The organism is Janibacter terrae (assembly GCF_039636765.1).
GTDB lineage: Bacteria > Actinomycetota > Actinomycetes > Actinomycetales > Dermatophilaceae > Janibacter > Janibacter terrae.
The window spans coordinates 1,815,214-1,831,092 of the sequence record NZ_CP144167.1; the positions used below are offsets into that span (position 1 = coordinate 1,815,214).

At 71.0% G+C, this 15,879-nt stretch carries 17 protein-coding genes; 3 read left to right on the forward strand and 14 right to left on the reverse strand.

All coding sequences use genetic code 11. The features are described 5' to 3' along the window. Positions 1–2: 2 nt before the first annotated feature. On the reverse strand, positions 3–905 hold the full coding sequence (locus tag V3C34_RS08920; protein WP_068422037.1) for an NAD(P)H-binding protein: 903 nt from the start codon (positions 903–905) through the stop codon (positions 3–5). A 129-nt stretch (positions 906–1,034) separates the two neighbouring features. On the opposite strand from V3C34_RS08920, the gene V3C34_RS08925 reads away from it, so the two are divergent. Continuing rightward, positions 1,035–1,487 carry an SRPBCC family protein gene (locus tag V3C34_RS08925; protein WP_068422035.1) on the forward strand — a complete coding sequence of 151 codons (453 nt, stop codon included), beginning with the start codon at positions 1,035–1,037 and terminating at the stop codon, positions 1,485–1,487. Positions 1,488–1,502: 15 nt separating this feature from the next. Here the strand turns inward: V3C34_RS08925 and V3C34_RS08930 are convergent, their stop codons facing one another. The 6 genes from V3C34_RS08930 to V3C34_RS08955 are packed head-to-tail and all read right to left on the reverse strand — an operon-like array spanning position 1,503 to position 5,616. After that, positions 1,503–2,147: an NAD(P)-dependent oxidoreductase gene (locus tag V3C34_RS08930; protein WP_346006779.1), complete on the reverse strand. Its 645-nt coding sequence runs from the start codon at positions 2,145–2,147 to the stop codon at positions 1,503–1,505. A gap of 15 nt (positions 2,148–2,162) precedes the next feature. Next, positions 2,163–3,224, reverse strand: coding sequence for an LLM class flavin-dependent oxidoreductase (locus V3C34_RS08935; RefSeq protein ID WP_346006780.1), 1,062 nt, complete (start codon positions 3,222–3,224; stop codon positions 2,163–2,165). 44 nt (positions 3,225–3,268) lie between these two features. Further along, the gene (locus V3C34_RS08940) at positions 3,269–3,619 is read right to left on the reverse strand and encodes a HepT-like ribonuclease domain-containing protein (RefSeq protein ID WP_068324903.1); all 351 of its coding nucleotides are present in this window, start codon (positions 3,617–3,619) and stop codon (positions 3,269–3,271) included. Then, positions 3,616–4,059, reverse strand: a complete 444-nt coding sequence (locus tag V3C34_RS08945) for a helix-turn-helix domain-containing protein (protein WP_346006781.1) — start codon at positions 4,057–4,059, stop codon at positions 3,616–3,618. Before V3C34_RS08945 ends, V3C34_RS08940 begins: the two co-directional genes overlap by 4 nt. Before the next feature lie 45 nt (positions 4,060–4,104). Then, positions 4,105–4,944 (reverse strand): urea carboxylase-associated family protein, encoded by an 840-nt coding sequence (locus V3C34_RS08950; protein WP_346006782.1) that lies wholly within the window; start codon positions 4,942–4,944, stop codon positions 4,105–4,107. A 9-nt stretch (positions 4,945–4,953) separates the two neighbouring features. Beyond that, complete coding sequence (locus V3C34_RS08955) at positions 4,954–5,616, reverse strand: GntR family transcriptional regulator (RefSeq protein ID WP_068324901.1); 663 nt, start codon at positions 5,614–5,616, stop codon at positions 4,954–4,956. A gap of 158 nt (positions 5,617–5,774) precedes the next feature. Between V3C34_RS08955 and V3C34_RS08960 the strand changes: the two genes are divergently transcribed. Then, a complete protein-coding gene (locus V3C34_RS08960; protein ID WP_346006783.1) occupies positions 5,775–7,058 on the forward strand; it encodes an Nramp family divalent metal transporter in 1,284 nt (427 codons plus the stop codon). Between the two features lie 37 nt (positions 7,059–7,095). Here V3C34_RS08960 and V3C34_RS08965 read toward each other — a convergent pair whose 3' ends face one another. The 3 genes from V3C34_RS08965 to V3C34_RS08975 form a co-directional block, all read right to left on the reverse strand. Then, positions 7,096–7,740, reverse strand: a complete 645-nt coding sequence (locus V3C34_RS08965; RefSeq protein WP_346006784.1) for an NAD(P)-dependent oxidoreductase — start codon at positions 7,738–7,740, stop codon at positions 7,096–7,098. A 90-nt stretch (positions 7,741–7,830) separates the two neighbouring features. Beyond that, positions 7,831–8,880 (reverse strand): LLM class flavin-dependent oxidoreductase, encoded by a 1,050-nt coding sequence (locus V3C34_RS08970; protein ID WP_346006785.1) that lies wholly within the window; start codon positions 8,878–8,880, stop codon positions 7,831–7,833. 96 nt (positions 8,881–8,976) lie between these two features. Beyond that, the gene (locus tag V3C34_RS08975) at positions 8,977–10,686 is read right to left on the reverse strand and encodes a PHA/PHB synthase family protein (protein ID WP_346006786.1); all 1,710 of its coding nucleotides are present in this window, start codon (positions 10,684–10,686) and stop codon (positions 8,977–8,979) included. Positions 10,687–10,761: 75 nt separating this feature from the next. Here V3C34_RS08975 and phaZ point away from each other — a divergent pair, with 75 nt between their 5' ends. Then, complete coding sequence (gene phaZ / locus V3C34_RS08980; RefSeq protein ID WP_346006787.1) at positions 10,762–11,595, forward strand: poly(3-hydroxyalkanoate) depolymerase; 834 nt, start codon at positions 10,762–10,764, stop codon at positions 11,593–11,595. Between the two features lie 331 nt (positions 11,596–11,926). Here the strand turns inward: phaZ and V3C34_RS08985 are convergent, their stop codons facing one another. The 4 genes from V3C34_RS08985 to V3C34_RS09000 all read right to left on the reverse strand — a co-directional run bounded on the left by V3C34_RS08985 (position 11,927) and on the right by V3C34_RS09000 (position 15,877). After that, positions 11,927–12,484 carry a DUF411 domain-containing protein gene (locus V3C34_RS08985; protein WP_346006788.1) on the reverse strand — a complete coding sequence of 186 codons (558 nt, stop codon included), beginning with the start codon at positions 12,482–12,484 and terminating at the stop codon, positions 11,927–11,929. 121 nt (positions 12,485–12,605) lie between these two features. Beyond that, positions 12,606–13,751: an acyl-CoA dehydrogenase family protein gene (locus tag V3C34_RS08990; RefSeq protein ID WP_346006789.1), complete on the reverse strand. Its 1,146-nt coding sequence runs from the start codon at positions 13,749–13,751 to the stop codon at positions 12,606–12,608. An 82-nt stretch (positions 13,752–13,833) separates the two neighbouring features. Beyond that, positions 13,834–15,057 (reverse strand): acetyl-CoA C-acetyltransferase, encoded by a 1,224-nt coding sequence (locus V3C34_RS08995; RefSeq protein ID WP_346006790.1) that lies wholly within the window; start codon positions 15,055–15,057, stop codon positions 13,834–13,836. Then, positions 15,050–15,877, reverse strand: a complete 828-nt coding sequence (locus V3C34_RS09000; protein ID WP_346006791.1) for an MBL fold metallo-hydrolase — start codon at positions 15,875–15,877, stop codon at positions 15,050–15,052. Before V3C34_RS09000 ends, V3C34_RS08995 begins: the two co-directional genes overlap by 8 nt. Positions 15,878–15,879: the final 2 nt, after the last annotated feature.

A 15,879-nucleotide genomic window follows, 5' to 3' on the forward strand; every position in this document is an offset into this window, starting at 1 on the left:
CGTCAACGAGGGGCGTGGTCCAGGGCTCGCTCCAGTGCCTCGCCGATCGGCACGTAGTCGAAGCCCGGCTCCAGGAGCTCGTCCCGCACCGAGTAGTCCTCGCACACCATGTCGTGGCGCAGGCTCTCGACGAGCGCGTTGACCTCGGTCGACTGCATCCCGGAGATCAGGGCGCTGACGCGACCGACGACCCCGCTCGGCAGGCCGGGGACGTCGACCTGCACGCGGGCCAGGCCGGCGACCTGCGCGTAGAGCCGCAACAGCTCCACGTACTCCAGGACGTCCTCGCCGCCGACGTCGTAGTGGGCATTGGGGGCGGGTTCCACGGTCAGGGCGCGTCGGACGAGGTGCAGGACGTCGGCCAGATCGATGGGCTGGATCCGGGTGTGCATCCAGGTGGGGACCGGGGTGAAGAGGGGGACCCGCTCGCTCAACCGGTGCAGCAGCTCGTACGAGGTCGAGCCCGCACCGATGATCATCGCTGCGCGCAGCACCGTCGTGGGGACCGAGGAGTCGAGGAAGACCTGCTCGACCTCGTAGCGGGAGCGCAGGTGGGGGGACAGCTCGACGTCGGGGACCAGCCCGGAGAGGTAGACGAGCCGCTGCACCCCGGCGCGCTCGCAGGCGCGGGCCATCCGCCGCGCGGCCTCGCGGTCCTTGCGCTCGAAGTCCTCGGACTCCAGCGAGTGCACCAGGTAGACGACGGCATCGACGCCGTCGACGGCCCTCGCGACGAGCTCGTCGTCGTCGATGTCGAGCTCACGGCTCTCGACGTCGTCGTGCCACGGGAACCTGTCCGTCCCCGAACGGCTGGCCGCCACGACCGTGTGACCGGCCTCGAGGAGCTCGGGCACGAGGTGGGAGCCGACGTAGCCGGTCGCCCCGGTGACAAGGACTCGCTGCATGTCCGTCACAGTAGCTGCGGCATGGTCGGTACCACCGTGCGCGACAGGGCCGATCTCGACAGGTTGCACCACCCCAGACCCGTGGTGAGACTGGACGGGTCGAGACCCGCCAACCCGCAGGAGCAGGGTATGAGTGAGAACACCACGGTCATCAACGCCTCGACCGAGGACGTCTGGTCGGTGCTGAGCGACGGCTGGCTCTACCCGCTCTGGGTCGTCGGCGCCTCGCGCATGCGCGACGTCGACGAGGACTGGCCTGCCGTCGGCAGCCGCATCCACCACTCGGTCGGTGTCTGGCCCGGGCTGATCGACGACCACACTCGGGTGCTCGCCCAGGAGCCGCAGCAGTCGATCACCCTGTGCGCTCGCGCGTGGCCGATGGGTGAGGCCGAGGTCCGGATCACGCTGACCCCGGCCGGCGACCGGACCGAGGTGACCATCGTGGAGGACGCGGTCTCCGGGCCGGCGCTCCTCGTGCCCGGGATCGCACGACAGCCCGGCCTGAAGTGGCGCAACTCCGAGACGCTGCGCCGTCTGCGCCTGCTCGTGGAGGGTCGCTCCGGCAGGGCGCAGACGGCCTGACGGGGGACTCCGGCGTCAGTGGGCGACGGTGAACCGCTGGCGCGGGTGCCGCCGCTGCTCGATCTCGTCGACGTAGGCCAGGGCGAAGTCGGTGCCGGAGATCTCCGACATCCCGTCCTCGGTCGTCACGAGCTCGTCGCCGCCGAGGCGGTAGCTGCCCGTGGTCTCGCCGGGCGCGAAGGACCCGAAGAGCGCGGCCGGGGAGACGTAGAACCAGTCCAGCTCCTGCGGGCCCGCGCGGAGGGCGTCGAGGACCTGGGCGTGGGAGAGGGCCTCGGGCTTCCAGTCGTCGAGGAAGTCCGGGGTGTCGACGAGGCGGGGACCCCCCTTCGCCACGTGGAGCGAACCGGCGCCACCGACGAAGGACAGGCGCGCGCCGTGCTCGATCGCGGCGGAGGTGAGGCGCTCGACGTGGTCCACGAGGGGCGAGCCGCCGACGTCCGCGCCGTGGGTCGCGACGACCAGGTCGTCCGCCTCGGTCGCCGCCTGCGCGAGGACGGCGTCATCGGTGAGCGAGCCGGTGCGGTACTCGACGCCCGCGGTGGTCTGCGCGGGGGCGGTGCGGCTGTAGGAGATGACCTGGTGGCCGCGGGAGACGGCCTCGGCGGCGATGCTGCCGCCGGCGTACCCGGTGCCGCCGAAGATGACGATCGTGGACATGCGTGGATCTCGCTCTCAGTTGGTGGTTGACACGTCGAAGGGGGCGACGCGCCCCTCGGAGTTGCGGCGCCACCCGAGCTCGGGGGCGACGTGCTGGGCGAAGCTGTCGAGGATGTGCAGGTTGTAGTCGACGCCGAGCTGGCTGGGGATGGTGAGCATGACGGTGTCGGCGGAGGCGATGGCGGGGTCGGCCCTGAGCTGCTCGACGAGGACGTCGGGCTCGGCGGCGTAGGTCTTGCCGAAGGTCGAGCGGAGGCCGTCGATGACGCCGACCTGGTCGCTGCTGCCCTGGCCCTGCAGACCGAAGAAGTGCCGGTCGAGGTCGCTGACGATCGGGAAGATGCTGCGGGAGACCGACACCCGCGGCGCCCAGTCGTGCCCGGCCTCGCGCCAGGCCGCCCGGTAGAGCTCGATCTGCTCGGCCTGCAGCTCGCCGAAGGAGGCTCCGGTGGCCTCGGTGAGCAGGGTCGAGCTCATGAGGTTGACGCCCTGGCGGGCGGTCCACTCGGCCGTCTCCCGGCTGCCGGCGCCCCACCAGATGCGGCGGTCGAGGCCGGGGGAGTGCGGCTCGAGGTGCAGCCGACCCGCCGGACCCGTGGTCGGGTCGGCGTCGACGAGCTGGTCGCCGCGGATCGCGGACATGAAGGTCGCGAAGTGCTCGTGTGCGATGTCGCTGCCGCGTGGGTCGGTGGACCCGGTGTGGCCGAAGGCCTCCCAGCCGCGCAGGGCCGGCTCCGGTGACCCGCGGCTCACGCCGAGGGCCACGCGACCGTCCGAGATCAGGTCGAGCGCTGCGGCCTCCTCGGCGAGCTGGAGCGGGGTCTCGTAGCGCATGTCGATGACCCCGGTGCCGACCTCGATGTGCCGGGTGCGCGCAGCGACGGCCGACAGGACCGGCATGGGCGCCGCGCCCTGCCGAGCGAAGTGGTGGACGCGGAAGTACGCCCCGTTGACCCCGATCTGGTCGGCGCCGACGCCGATCTCGACGGCGTCGCGCAGGGCCTGCCCGGCGTCGGGGTCACCCGGTCCGTTGCCGTGCCCGTAGTGGCCGAAGCTGAGGAATCCGAAGGCGTGCATGTCCGCGACAACATCTTGACGCGACAATCAATTCCGCACGGACCTCACTCCAGACCCGGGACCACGACCTCCACGAGGTAGGAGCGAAGGGAGGGCACGTCCCGGGTCAGCGTGGTCCAGACCCGCCCCGGGTCGAGGTCGTCGTACTGGTGAGCGGCGAAGTTGCGCATGGCGACGATCTGTCGCCACGGTTGCGCGGGGAAGCGCTCGAGGACCTCGACGGGGACGCGGTTGACGCCCTCGCCGATGCGGATGAGTCCCATCTCGACGGCCCACTGGGTACGTCGGTCGGCGGCGAAGGCGTCGTAGCCACCCTCGGACATGGTCCGGAGCACGTCACAGACGGTGATCACCCCGCGGACCGCATCCAGGGCCTTGGCCGCGGCGGCGCTCACAGGGGCGTCGCCTCACGGAGAATGCGCTCGCGGACCTCGCCGCGCAACGTGTCGGCCCCGACGACGTCCACCTCGGCGTCGAGGAGGTCACGCAGGGCCAGGCGCAGTCCGACCTCGTCGAGGAGCGACGCCGTGTCCGTGAACTCGACGAGGAGGTCGAGGTCGGAGCCGGGCGCGGCGTCGCCGCGGGCCACCGAGCCGAAGATCCGCGGCGAGCGGGCGTGGTGCTGAGCCACGAGACCGAGGATCGCGCCCCGGTGACGCTCCACGCGATGTGCCAACGGGGTCTCGAGCGCGGCCTCCAGCCTGGCGAGCACGGCTTGGCTGGGGGACCGGCGGCCGTTCTCGTAGGCCGACAGGTTGGGCTGCGAGACCTGTGCGGCGTGCGCGAGCTGGGCCTGGCTCATGCCAGCCGCCCGCCGCCGTGCCCGGATGTCCATCTCCCCACCGTACCCCCGTGGGTTATCGACCGCGATATGTCGGGGTCAGGCCCAGGGGCGCGCCGCGAGGCCGTGGTCCTGGGCGTAGCCGGCCCGCTGCGGCGGGGTCCACCCTTCGAGCGCGGCATCGGGGACCTTGTAGACCTCGATGCCGAGCGGACGGCAGACCGCCTCCGTGTCGCCGGCCTCCGGGCCGAACATCGGGACCGACAGGTCACCGCCGGGGCAGGTCGACAGGGCCGCGAGGATGTCGATCTCGGCGAAGAACTCGAAGTAGTCGCCCTGCGTCGCCGGGCACGTCTTCATGAAGTACTCGTCGCGCTCGTTCAGGCCGGTGCACTGGAAGACATTGAGCACGTCGTGCACGTCGAACTCGGTGAGGTGCCACGGCCGCACGGCCCGGGTGAGGTTGGAGTGGCAGTGGTAGTCGAAGGGCGCGTCGTTGAGCATCTGGTTGACGTACGGGTCGCAGCGGGTGCCGAGCAGGTCGTGGACGCGCCCCCCTTCGTCGTCGACGCCGTAGTCGGCCAGCGAGTCGCCGGTGATCGTCACGAGCGGACGGAGGAAGGGGAGGGTCGACCACAGCCGGTCGTTGACGGAGACGTGCGCGGCCTGCAGCTGGCGGGTGCGTGCGGCCCACAGGCGCTCGCGGGGGTCGTGAAGGTTCCACAGGTTGAGGTCCGCGACCTGCGGGCCCTCGATGGTGACGATCCGGCAGACGTGCCCGGCGGGCACCTCCCAGGCCCGGCCGCTGCGGATCGGGATGGTGAAGGAGTCGACGAGCTCACGCCCTTCGGTCATCGAGCCGATCCGGCCGTAGAGCTCACGGTCGACGTCGAGAGGGCCGCCGGGGTCGGCCTGGTAGGCAGCAGCGGTGAGGTCCATGGGGGTCTCCTATCGGTGGGTGGTCTGGCGGCGGACCATGTCGAGGACGGCCAGCTCGGAGTCGTGGAGGTAGCCGCGCAGGAGGTGCTCGGCGCCGGCGCGGTCCCCGTCGGCGAGGCGCTCCCAGATCGCGCGGTCACGGGGGCCCCACGGGCGGTGGAAGGAGCCGGTGTCGCCGGCGGCGTGGAAGGCCAGGCGCAGGCGGCCGAGGATCGTGTCGAAGAACTGGTCGAGCAGGGGGCTGCCGAGCAGCCGCACCAGGGCGGAGTGGAAGTGCAGGCTCGAGCTGGCGTAGTCCTCCCACCGCTCGGCACGCTCCGCGGTCTCGGTCGTCTCCAGCGCGCGGTGGACCTCCTCGAGCGCCTCGTCCGGGGCGAAGGCCGCGTCCTGCACGGCTCGTACCTCGAGGGCCACGCGGGCCGCGTAGATGTCGCGCACGTCGGCCGTCGTCAGGGTCCGCACGACGAAGCCCTGGTGGTTGCGGTGGTCGAGCAGGCCCTCGTGGCGCAGCAGGCTGAGCGCCTCGCGGGCGGTGTTGCGGGAGACGCCGAGCTCGGCGGCGACGGCGGAGTCGCGCACGGGCGCGCCGGGGACGAGCGCGCCGGTGATGATGCGTGAGCGCAGGGTGGCGGCGATCTGGGAGGTCGCGCCGCCCGGCTGGTCCTGGGTCATGGGGAGACAGTAACGACCTGCTGGTGATTGCTCAACAAAGTGCGGTCGAAAATCGCGTGTCGGTCCGCATGTCGGGACCAACCGTTGACCGATTGCTCAACAATCCCTAGCGTGTGCACCCTGAACCACCCCTGACATCGAACGAGACGGAGCACGTGGTGGCACGCAACAGACTCAACGGAGAGTCCCCCCGGACACAGCAGGGCGACGCGTCGGCGCGCAAGGGGTTCTGGGAGCGCATGGGCCCGGGGCTGATCATCAGCGCCTCGTTCATCGGTCCCGGCACGATCACGACGGCGACGGTGACCGGCTCGTCCTACGGGTACGCGCTGGCGTGGGCCATCGCCTTCTCCATCGTGGCGACGATCATCCTGCAGGAGATGTCTGCCCGCCTCGGCATCGCGACCGGGCAGGGGCTGGGCGAGGCGCTGCGGACGACCTTCCAGCACCCGGTGCCGCGCATCGGGATGATCGTGCTCATCGTCGCGGCCATCGGCATCGGTGGCGCGAGCTACGCCGGCGGCGACACCACCGGCACCGCGCTCGGCCTCTCCGGCCTGACCGGTCTGCCGCCCAAGCTGCTCGTCGTGGTCGTCGGCCTGATCATCTTCGGCCTGCTCATCACCGGCAGCTACAAGGTGCTCGAGCGCGCGCTCGTCGTCATGGTCGCCGTGCTCGCCGCGGTCTTCTTCCTCACGATGATCGTCGTCAAGCCCGACATCGCCGCCATCCTGCGCGGCACCTTCACCCCGTCGATCCCGGACGGCGCGCTGCTCACGACGATCGCGCTCATTGGGACGACGGTCGTGCCGTACAACCTCTTCCTCCACGCCAACCTCGCGCAGGAGAAGTGGGGCGGCCTGCCCAAGGACCGGGCGATCCGCGACGCCAAGGCGGACACGATCGTCTCCATCGCCATCGGCGGCGTCATCACCCTGGCGATCATGATCACCGCGGCTGCCGCGATGTGGACGAAGGGAGTGACCGCCGAGTCGGGCGCGGACATGGCCGCGCAGCTCGAGCCGCTGCTGGGGGACGCCGCGCCGTACGTCTTCGCCCTGGGCCTCTTCGCCGCCGGTATGACGAGCGCGGTCGCGGGGCCGCTGGGTGCCGCGTACGCGATCTGCGGCGTCATGGGCTGGGGGAGCGACCTGAAGTCGCCCCGGTTCCGCGCGGTGTGGATCGCGGTCATGGGCATCGGCATGGTCATCGCGCTGACCGGGATCAACCCGATCCAGGTGATCATCCTCGCGCAGGCCGCCAACGGGCTGCTCCTGCCGATCGTGGCCGGGTTCCTGCTCGTCGTCATGAGCCGCTCGTCGGTCCTCGGGAAGTACAAGAACGGCCCCATCGCCACCACCCTCGGGGTGCTGATCTTCCTCGTCGTGACGGGCCTGGCGGTCTACCAGTTCGCCGACATCCTCGGGATGCTGCCGGAGTGAGCGGCCGCCCACCGATGAGTGGGCGGCCACCCGCTCATCAGTGGGCGACGGTGAACCGCTGCCGCGGGTGCCGACCCTGCTCGATCTCGTCGACGTAGGCCTTCGCGAAGTCGGTGCCGGAGATCTCGGAGGTGCCGTCCTGCGTCGTCACGAGCTCGTCACCGCCGAGTCGGTAGCTGCCGGTGGTCTCGCCGGGGGCGAAGGAGCCGAAGAGCGCAGCGGGCGAGACGTAGAACCAGTCCAGCTCCTGCGGGCCGGAGCGAAGGGCGTCGAGCACCCGTGCGTGGGAGAGCGCCTCGGGCTTCCAGTCCTCGTGGAAGTCCGGGGTGTCGACGAGGCGGGGACCCCCCTTCGCCACGTTGAGCGAACCGGCGCCACCGACGAAGGACAGGCGCGCGCCGTGCTCGATCGCGGCCCGGGTCAGGCGGTCGACATGGTCGACGAGCGGGGAGCCCCCGACGTCGGCGCCGTGGGTGGCGACGACGAGGTCGTCGGCGTCGGCCGCGGCCTGCGCGAGGACGGCGTCGTCGGTGAGGGAGCCGGTGCGGTACTCGACGCCCTCGGCGGTCTCGGTGGGTGCGGTGCGGCTGTACGAGACGACCCGGTGGCCGCGGGAGACGGCCTCGCGGGCGATGTTGCCGCCGGCGTAGCCGGTGCCGCCGAAGATGACGATGGTGCTCATGGGTTTCCTTCTCTCATGTGGTGGGAAAACGTTGGTCGAGGTGCGCAGGCCGCCCGCGGCCGAGGCCTCGAGACCCGGCAGACCGAGACCTCAGACGGGCATGGCCTCGACGGGGCCCTCGCGGTTGCTCCGCCACCCGAGCTCGGGGGCGACGTGCTGGGCGAAGCTGTCGAGGATGTGCAGGTTGTAGTCGACGCCGAGCTGGCTCGGGATGGTGAGCATGACGGTGTCGGCGGCAGCGATCGCCGGGTCGGCCCTGAGCTGCTCGACGAGCACGTCGGGCTCGGCGGCGTAGGTCTTGCCGAAGGTCGAGCGGAACCCGTCGATGACGCCGATCTGGTCGCTGCTGCCCTGACCCTGCAGCCCGAAGAAGTGCCGGTCGAGGTCGCTGACGATCGGGAAGATGCTGCGGGAGACCGACACCCGCGGCGCCCAGTCGTGCCCGGCCTCGCGCCACGCCGCGCGGTAGAGCTCGATCTGCTCGGCCTGCAGCTCGCCGAAGGAGGCTCCGGTCGCCTCGGTCAGCAGGGTCGAGCTCATGAGGTTGACGCCCTGGCGGGCGGTCCACTCGGCGGTCTCGCGGCTGCCGGCGCCCCACCAGATGCGGCGGTCGAGGCCGGGGGAGTGCGGCTCGACCCGCAGCCGTCCCGCCGGTCCCTGGGTCGGGTCCGCGTCGACGACCTGGTCGCCACGGATCGCGGACATGAAGGTCTCGAAGTGCTCGCGGGCGAGGTCGGCCCCGCGTGGGTCCGTGGCGCCGGTGTGGCCGAAGGCCTCCCACCCGCGCAGCGCGGGCTCCGGTGACCCGCGGCTCACGCCGAGCGCGACCCTGCCGTCGGAGATCAGGTCGAGGGCCGCGGCCTCCTCAGCGAGCTGAAGGGGGGTCTCGTACCGCATGTCGATGACGCCGGTGCCCACCTCGATGTGCTGGGTGCGGGCGGCGATGGCGGACAGGACGGGCATCGGCGCCGCGCCCTGCCGGGCGAAGTGGTGGACGCGGAAGTAGGCGCCGTTGACGCCGATCTGGTCCGCGCCGACACCGATCTCGACGGCGTCACGCAGGGCCTGCCCGGCGTCCGGGTCACCCGGCCCGTTGCCGTGGCCGTAGTGCCCGAAGCTCAAGAATCCGAAGGCTCGCATGGTCGGGTCAACTGCTTGTCGGTGCAAGTAATTCCCGGTGGAGTGGGGGCGTCTCGAGGTTCCTCGCCGGCACTCGTCGCACCTCGACGAACGGGGCTACTTCGCGAGCACGTAGCTGCCGGGGGCGGCCATGATCGGGGGGAACTCCTTGCTGCCCACGTCGGTCGGCGCCGGGACCTCCTCGCCGGAACGCTCCTGCAGCCAGGCGGCGTAGTCGGGCCACCACGAGCCCTTGACCATCTCGGCCTGGTCCATCCACGCACTCGGCTCGAGGGACAGGTCCTCGGACGCGCGGAAGCTCGCCTTGGGGTTGGTCGGTGGGTTGACGAGCGCTGCGATGTGCCCGTTGGTCGACAGCACGAACCGTGTGGTGCCACCGAGCAGCTGGGCGCTGCGATAGCAGTTGACCCACGGGCAGATGTGGTCGGCGATCCCGGCGACGACGTACGAGTCGACCTTGACCATGCTCAGGTCGACCTCGGTGTCGAGGACGGTGATGCCGCGGGGCTGGGCGAGCTTGTTGCCCAGGCCCGCCTCGACGAAGTCGCGGTGCAGCTTGGCGCTCATCCGGGTCGCGTCGGCGTTCCAGTAGAGGATGTCGAACTTCGCCGGCCGCTTGCCCTCGATGTAGTTGTTGACCCAGTAGTTCCAGATGAGGTCGTTGGGTCGCAACCAGGCGAAGAGCTCGGAGAGCTGCTTGCCGTCGAGATAGCCCTTGCGGGCCGAGCGCGCGATCGCCGTGCGGGCGACGGCCTCGTTGACCATGGCCGAAGGGAGCCCCGCCTGGCTCTGGTCGATCATCGTCACGAGCAGGCTGAGGCTGGCCAGGCGGTCGATCTTGCCGACCGCGGCGCGGTGCGCCGCGAGCAGGGCGGCGAGCATCCCGCCCGAGCAGGCGGCGACGATGTGCGCCTTCTGGATCCCGGTCACCTCGGCGACGGCGTCGAAGGACTCGAGGATGGCCTCGGCGTACTCGTCGATGCCCCAGTCGCGGTGGCGGGCGTCGGGGTTGCGCCACGAGATGACGAAGACCTGCTGTCCCTGCTGGACGAGGTACTCGACGAGGCTGCGGCCGGGCGCGAGGTCGAGGATGTAGTACTTGTTGATCGTCGGCGGGACGATGAGCAGCGGCACCTCGTGGACCGTCTCCGTCTGGGGCACGTAGTGGATGAGCTCGAGCACGGGGGTGCGCAGGATGACCGAGCCCGGCGTCACCGCCAGGTCCGTGCCGACGGCGAAGGCGTCCGCGTCGACCATCGTCGGGATGCGAGGTGCGCTCGACAGCTCCTTGACGAGGTTGACCGGACCCTTGATGAGGTTGGCGCCGCCGGAGTCGATGACGGCCTTCCACGCGACGGGGGAGATGAAGGGGTTGTTGCTCGGGGCGAGGGCGTCGATGACATTGGTGACCGCGAAGTTGAGCCGCTCGGCGTCCTCCCAGCTCATCGGCACGTCGCTGACGATGCCGTTGATCGTCGTGCCACCGACGAGATAGGTCTGGACGGCTCGGCGCAGCATCGGGTTCTGCATCCACGCCGGGTCGGCGAAGCGGCGGTCCTTCTTGAGGGGAGCGACCTCGGAGGTGCCCAGGGCGATGCGCCCCAGCTCGGCGGCGAGGGTCCCGATGTGACCGACGACCTTCGCGGGCTGCGTCGAGGCCTTGGCGACGAAGCGCAGTCCCGGGCCGATCGGGAGGAACCTCTGGAGCACCCCGCTCGAGGCCTGCGTCAGCATCTCGTCGAGCGACACGACGGGGGTGTCAGGTGCGTCCTTGGCCATGGCGGCCTCCCACGTCAGGCGGGTCACGTCATCGTCTCCCGCGAGTGACCTCATGGTGTCCATTCCGGCGGGAGAAGACAAGGGGTGTCCTACGCTCCCGTCATGATGGCGACGACGCCCAGCGAGCAGATCCACCAGGTCCTGGTCCACGGACGACGCATGAGGGTCTGCGTGCGACCGGGCGAGGGGACCCCCCTTCTCCTGTGCAACGGCATCGGGGCGAGCCTGGAGCTGCTGCAGGCCTTCGTCGACGCGCTCGACCCCTCGATCCCGGTCGTGCGCTTCGACGTCCCCGGCATCGGCGGGTCGCAGCTGCCGCGCCGCCCCTACAACCTCGCGACGCTCGCGCGCTCGCTGGGCCGCGTGCTCACCGAGCTCGGCTTCGACCGGGTCGACGTGCTCGGCATCTCGTGGGGCGGGGCGCTCGCGCAGCAGTTCGCCGCGCAGCACCCCAGACGGTGCCGCCGACTGGTCCTCGTGAGCACCTCGGCCGGCTGGATGATGGTGCCGGGCAGCCCGCACGTGCTGCGGACCATGTCGACCCCCAGGCGCTACCGCGACCCCGAGTACGGAGCGTCCGTGGCCGGGTCGATCTACGGCGGGGCGATCCGTGATGACCCGGGCCTGGGACGCCGCTTCTACGCCGGGCAGAAGACGTCGGTCACGAGCCGGCGCGCCTACTTCCTCCAGCTCGCCGCCGGTGCCGGGTGGACGAGCCTGCCCTTCCTCAAGCTGATCCGCCAGCCGACCCTCGTCCTCGCCGGCGACGACGACCCGATCATCCCGCTGGCCAACGCCAGGATGCTGCATCGCGGTCTGCCCCACTCCACGCTGCACGTCTTCCGCGACGGGCACCTCGGCCTGCTCGTGCTCGCCGACGAGCTGGCGCCGGTCATCGCGGACTTCCTCCGGCCCGACAAGGCCGACGCCGGCTGAGGTGCGCGGTCCGCCCGCGGCCGGAGCCTCGAAGCCCTGCGGGTTGGGTGCGGAGGACCTGGAGGGTGTCGACGGGTTCGTTCTGCAGGTCGCCGATGGTGGCGGTGTGGTGCCACTGGCCGCCGTTGACGCGGAAGTGGCCGGTGAGGCGGGCATCGACCTTGATCCTCATGTCGCCGGTGTCGTCGAGGGCCGGGATATGTCCCGGCCGCGACGAGCGGCCCCGGCCCTGGCTGCGGTTCCCGGTCAGGCAGCCGCCTCGGGCAGCGGAGATGGCCCTTCGAGGCTCGCGCGCGGGGACGCTCACACCTCAGAGACCGCAGGGCCGGGGTCAGGCCTGCTGCTCGAGCGATGTCACCTTCGCGAAGGTCCTCGCCTTGCCCTCACGCAGCAACAGCACCTCGTAGGGCTGGAACTCCTCGCCCTGCTCCATGCCGGGGGAGCCGATCGGCATGGCCGGCACGGTGAGGCCGCGCGACCCGGGCGCCGGGTTGGCCAGGTAGGAGCGGATGAACCTCGCCGGTACGTGTCCGACGAAGATCGCGCCGGCCTCGGTCGTGGCCAGATGGCACGACTGCAGCTCGGCGGGGATGTCATGCCGAGCGAAGAGGCCGTCCAGATCGTCGGTCAGCTCGGTCGTGGTCGGGAAGCCAGCGGCTACGGCGTGCTCGACCCAGCCACCACAGCACCCACAGGTCGGGTCCTTGTAGACCGTCAGCTCGGGCGCCGACGCCGAGCCTGACGTCGGCGACGTGGGCTCCGGCGTGGACGCCTCCACCACCGGCGTGGACGTCGCGGACGGGCTCGACTGCGCACACGCGGCCAGCAGGGCAACAGATCCCACACCGAGCAGACCGAAGGTGGACCGGCGGCTCATCGTTGCACTCATGGAGCCCAGCCTACGAGGTACCCCCTGGGGGCATGACGTTGTATCCGGCCCGGCGTTGGACGGACGCCTCGGTCTGCTCCTCGCGCGGGTCGCGGATGGAGTCGGCGACGCAGGCCCGGGCTCAGCTGACCCCCTTCGTCAGCTGCTTGCCGATGATCACCCGCTGGATCTCGCTCGTGCCCTCGTAGAGCCGGAAGAGACGCGCGTCGCGGTAGAAGCGCGCGACGGGCACGTCGTTCATGTAGCCCATGCCACCGTGGACCTGCACGGCGCGGTCGGCCACGCGGCCGACCATCTCCGTGCAGTACAGCTTCGCGGCGGAGGTGGCGAGACGGCGGTCGCTGCCCTCGTCGTAGCGTCGGGCGGCGTCGAGGACCATGGTCTCGCCGGCGTAGGTCTCGGTGTGGTTGTCGGCGAGCATCGCCTGCACGAGCTGGAAGGAGGCGAGCGTCGTGCCGCCCTGGGTGGCGGTCGTCGCGTAGGTCAGGCTCTCGTGGGTGAGGCGCTGGGCGAGTCCGACGCACAGGGAGGCGATGTGCAGCCGGCCCTTGGCCAGCGACTTCATCGCGGTGGCGAAGCCCTGGCCCTCGACACCGCCGACGAGGTTGGCCGCGGGGACGCGGGCACCTTCTAAGAAGATCTCGGAGGTGGTCGTGCCGCGCTGGCCCATCTTGTCGTCCTTGGGGCCGATCGTGACGCCGGCGGTGTCGGTGGGGACGATGAAGGCGGAGATGCTCTGGTGGGCGGGCCCATCGGGGTCGGTGCGGGCGAAGACCATGAGCACGTCGGCGTCGAGGGCGTTGGTGATGAAGCGATTCTGGCCGTCGAGCACGTAGTCGTCGCCGTCGCGCACGGCCCGCGTGCGCAGAGCGGCGACGTCGGAGCCGGCGTCGGGTTCGGTCAGGGCGAAGGAGCCGATGATCTCGCCAGTGGCCATGCCCGGCAGGTAGCGCTGCTGCTGCTCCCGCGTGCCCGTGTTGACCAGGACCTGGCCGGCGATGCCGTTGTTGGTGCCGAGCATGGAGCGGAAGGCTGGGGTGGTCCACCCCAGCTCCATGGCCAGGCGCACCTCCTCGCTCATCGACAGTCCCAGACCGCCGTACTCCTCGGGCAGGGCGTAGCCGAAGAGGCCCATCTCGGCGGCCTTGCGCCGCAGGTGGTCGGGGATGCGGTCGGTGGCCTCGATCTCGGCCTCGGCCGCGACGACGTCCTTGCGGACGAGGGTGCGGACAGCGTCGAGGGCGGACTCGAAGACGTCGGCGTCCATGGTGCTCACTTCCTGGGGATGACGAAGGGGGGAGCCGCCGACCCGCGCAGTGCGGGCCGGCGGCGAAGGGTGGGGCGAGGGGTCAGGACAGGCGCTCGACGACCATGGCCATGCCCTGGCCACCGCCGACGCACATCGTCTCGACACCGAACTGCTTGTCGTGGAACTGCAGCGAGTTCAACAGTGTGGTCGTGATCCGCGCGCCGGTCATGCCGAAGGGGTGTCCGACGGCGATCGCGCCGCCGTTGACGTTGAGCTTGTCCATCGGGATGCCGAGCTCGCGGGCCGACCCGAGGACCTGCACGGCGAAGGCCTCGTTGATCTCGAACAGGTCGATGTCGTCGATCGTCATGCCCGCGTGGGCGAGTGCCTGACGGGTGGCAGCGATCGGGCCCAGGCCCATGATCTCGGGGGAGAGACCGGTGACGCCGGTCGAGACGATCCGGGCGAGCGGGGTCAGGCCGAGCTCCTTGGCCTTGGTGTCGCTCATGATGACCACGGCGGCGGCGCCATCGTTGAGCGGGCAGGCGTTGCCGGCGGTGACGGTCCCGTCGGGGCGGAAGACCGGCTTGAGACCCTGCACCGCCTCGAGGGTCGTGCCCGGGCGGGGCCCGTCGTCCTGGGTCATCACCGTGCCGTCGGGCAGCTGGACGGGCACGATCTCGCGGTCCCAGAAGCCATTGGCCTGGGCGGCCTCGGTGAGGTTCTGCGAGCGCACGGCGAACTCGTCCTGCTCCAACCGTGAGATGCCGGTGTGCTGCGCGACGTTCTCGGCCGTGTGGCCCATGCCGATGTAGACATCGGGCAGCTGCCCCTGCAGCAGCGGGTTGGTCCACGTGTCCGCGCCGCCCTCGGCGCGGCGGTCGGTGCGAGCCAGTGCCTCGGCGAAGCGCGGGTTCTTCGTGTCGGGGAGGCCGTCGGAGCGACCGGTGGCCATCGAGCGGCTGACCGACTCCACACCCGCGGAGATGAAGACGTCGCCCTCACCGGCGCGGATGGCGTGCAACGCCATCCGGGTGGTCTGCAGGCTCGAGGAGCAGTACCGGTTGACCGTCGTACCGGGGGTCTCCGACAGCCCGGAGAGCAGGGCGACGACCCGGGCCATGTTGTACCCGGACTCGCCGGCGGGCTGGCCGACGCCGAGCATGAGGTCGTTGATCTGGGTGCGGTCGAGCTCGGGGACCTTGTCGAGCGCGGTGGTCACGGCGTGGGCGGCCAGGTCGTCGGGGCGCACCTCACGCAGCGACCCCTTCATGGCCCGACCGATCGGGGTCCGGGCGGTGGCGACGATGACGGCTTCAGGCATGGGTCTTCCTCTTCATGGCGGACTTCGCGGCTCCGATGAGCGCGCTGGGGTTGGCGTGCTCGGGGTGGGACTCGAGCAGCGGGGTGATGACGTCACGAGCGCTCTCGGCGCCCTCGACGAGGCGGATGAACTCCTCGATGTAGGCCCGCGTCTCGGCGACGCAGGCGGGGTCGTCGGGCAGACCGGGGCGCTTGTGCCCGGCGACGACGGTCCGTGGCCGGAGGGCGGCGACCTCGTCGAGGCTGGCGATCCACTGCGGCCAGTCCTCGGGCCCGGACGCGCCGAGGAAGGGGTGCACACCGTTGTAGACGATGTCGCCGGCGACGACGGCGCCGATCGAGGGGACGTGCACGATGCAGTTGTCGGCGATGTCGCCCTGACCGACGACGCGGAGGATGACCTCCTCGCCGTCCACGGTCAGTCGGCCGTCCGACAGCGGCTCGGGAGCGCTCGCCGTGTCGAGCACCTGCCCGGGGAACCGGTCGCGCCACTGGTCCCGGACGGTCTCGAGGCCGGCGGCGATCCGCTCCGCGACCACCGGTGCGGCGACGGCGCGCAGCCCGGGAAATCGCTCGCGGAGGGCGTCGAGCCCGAGATAGTGGTCGGGGTGCGCGTGGGTGATGCAGACCGCGGTCAGCCGTGCGCCGGACGCCTCGACCAGCGCAACGACTGCGTCGAGGTCGTCGCGCGTGTAGCCGGTGTCGACGAGCAGGGCCTCGGTGGGGCCGGTGATGAGCGTCGCGGTCGTGGGGGAGAAGGCACCGCCTCCTGCCAGCTCGCGCAGCGGAGCGGTGTGCACGCTCAGGGTCAGCTCGCTCATGT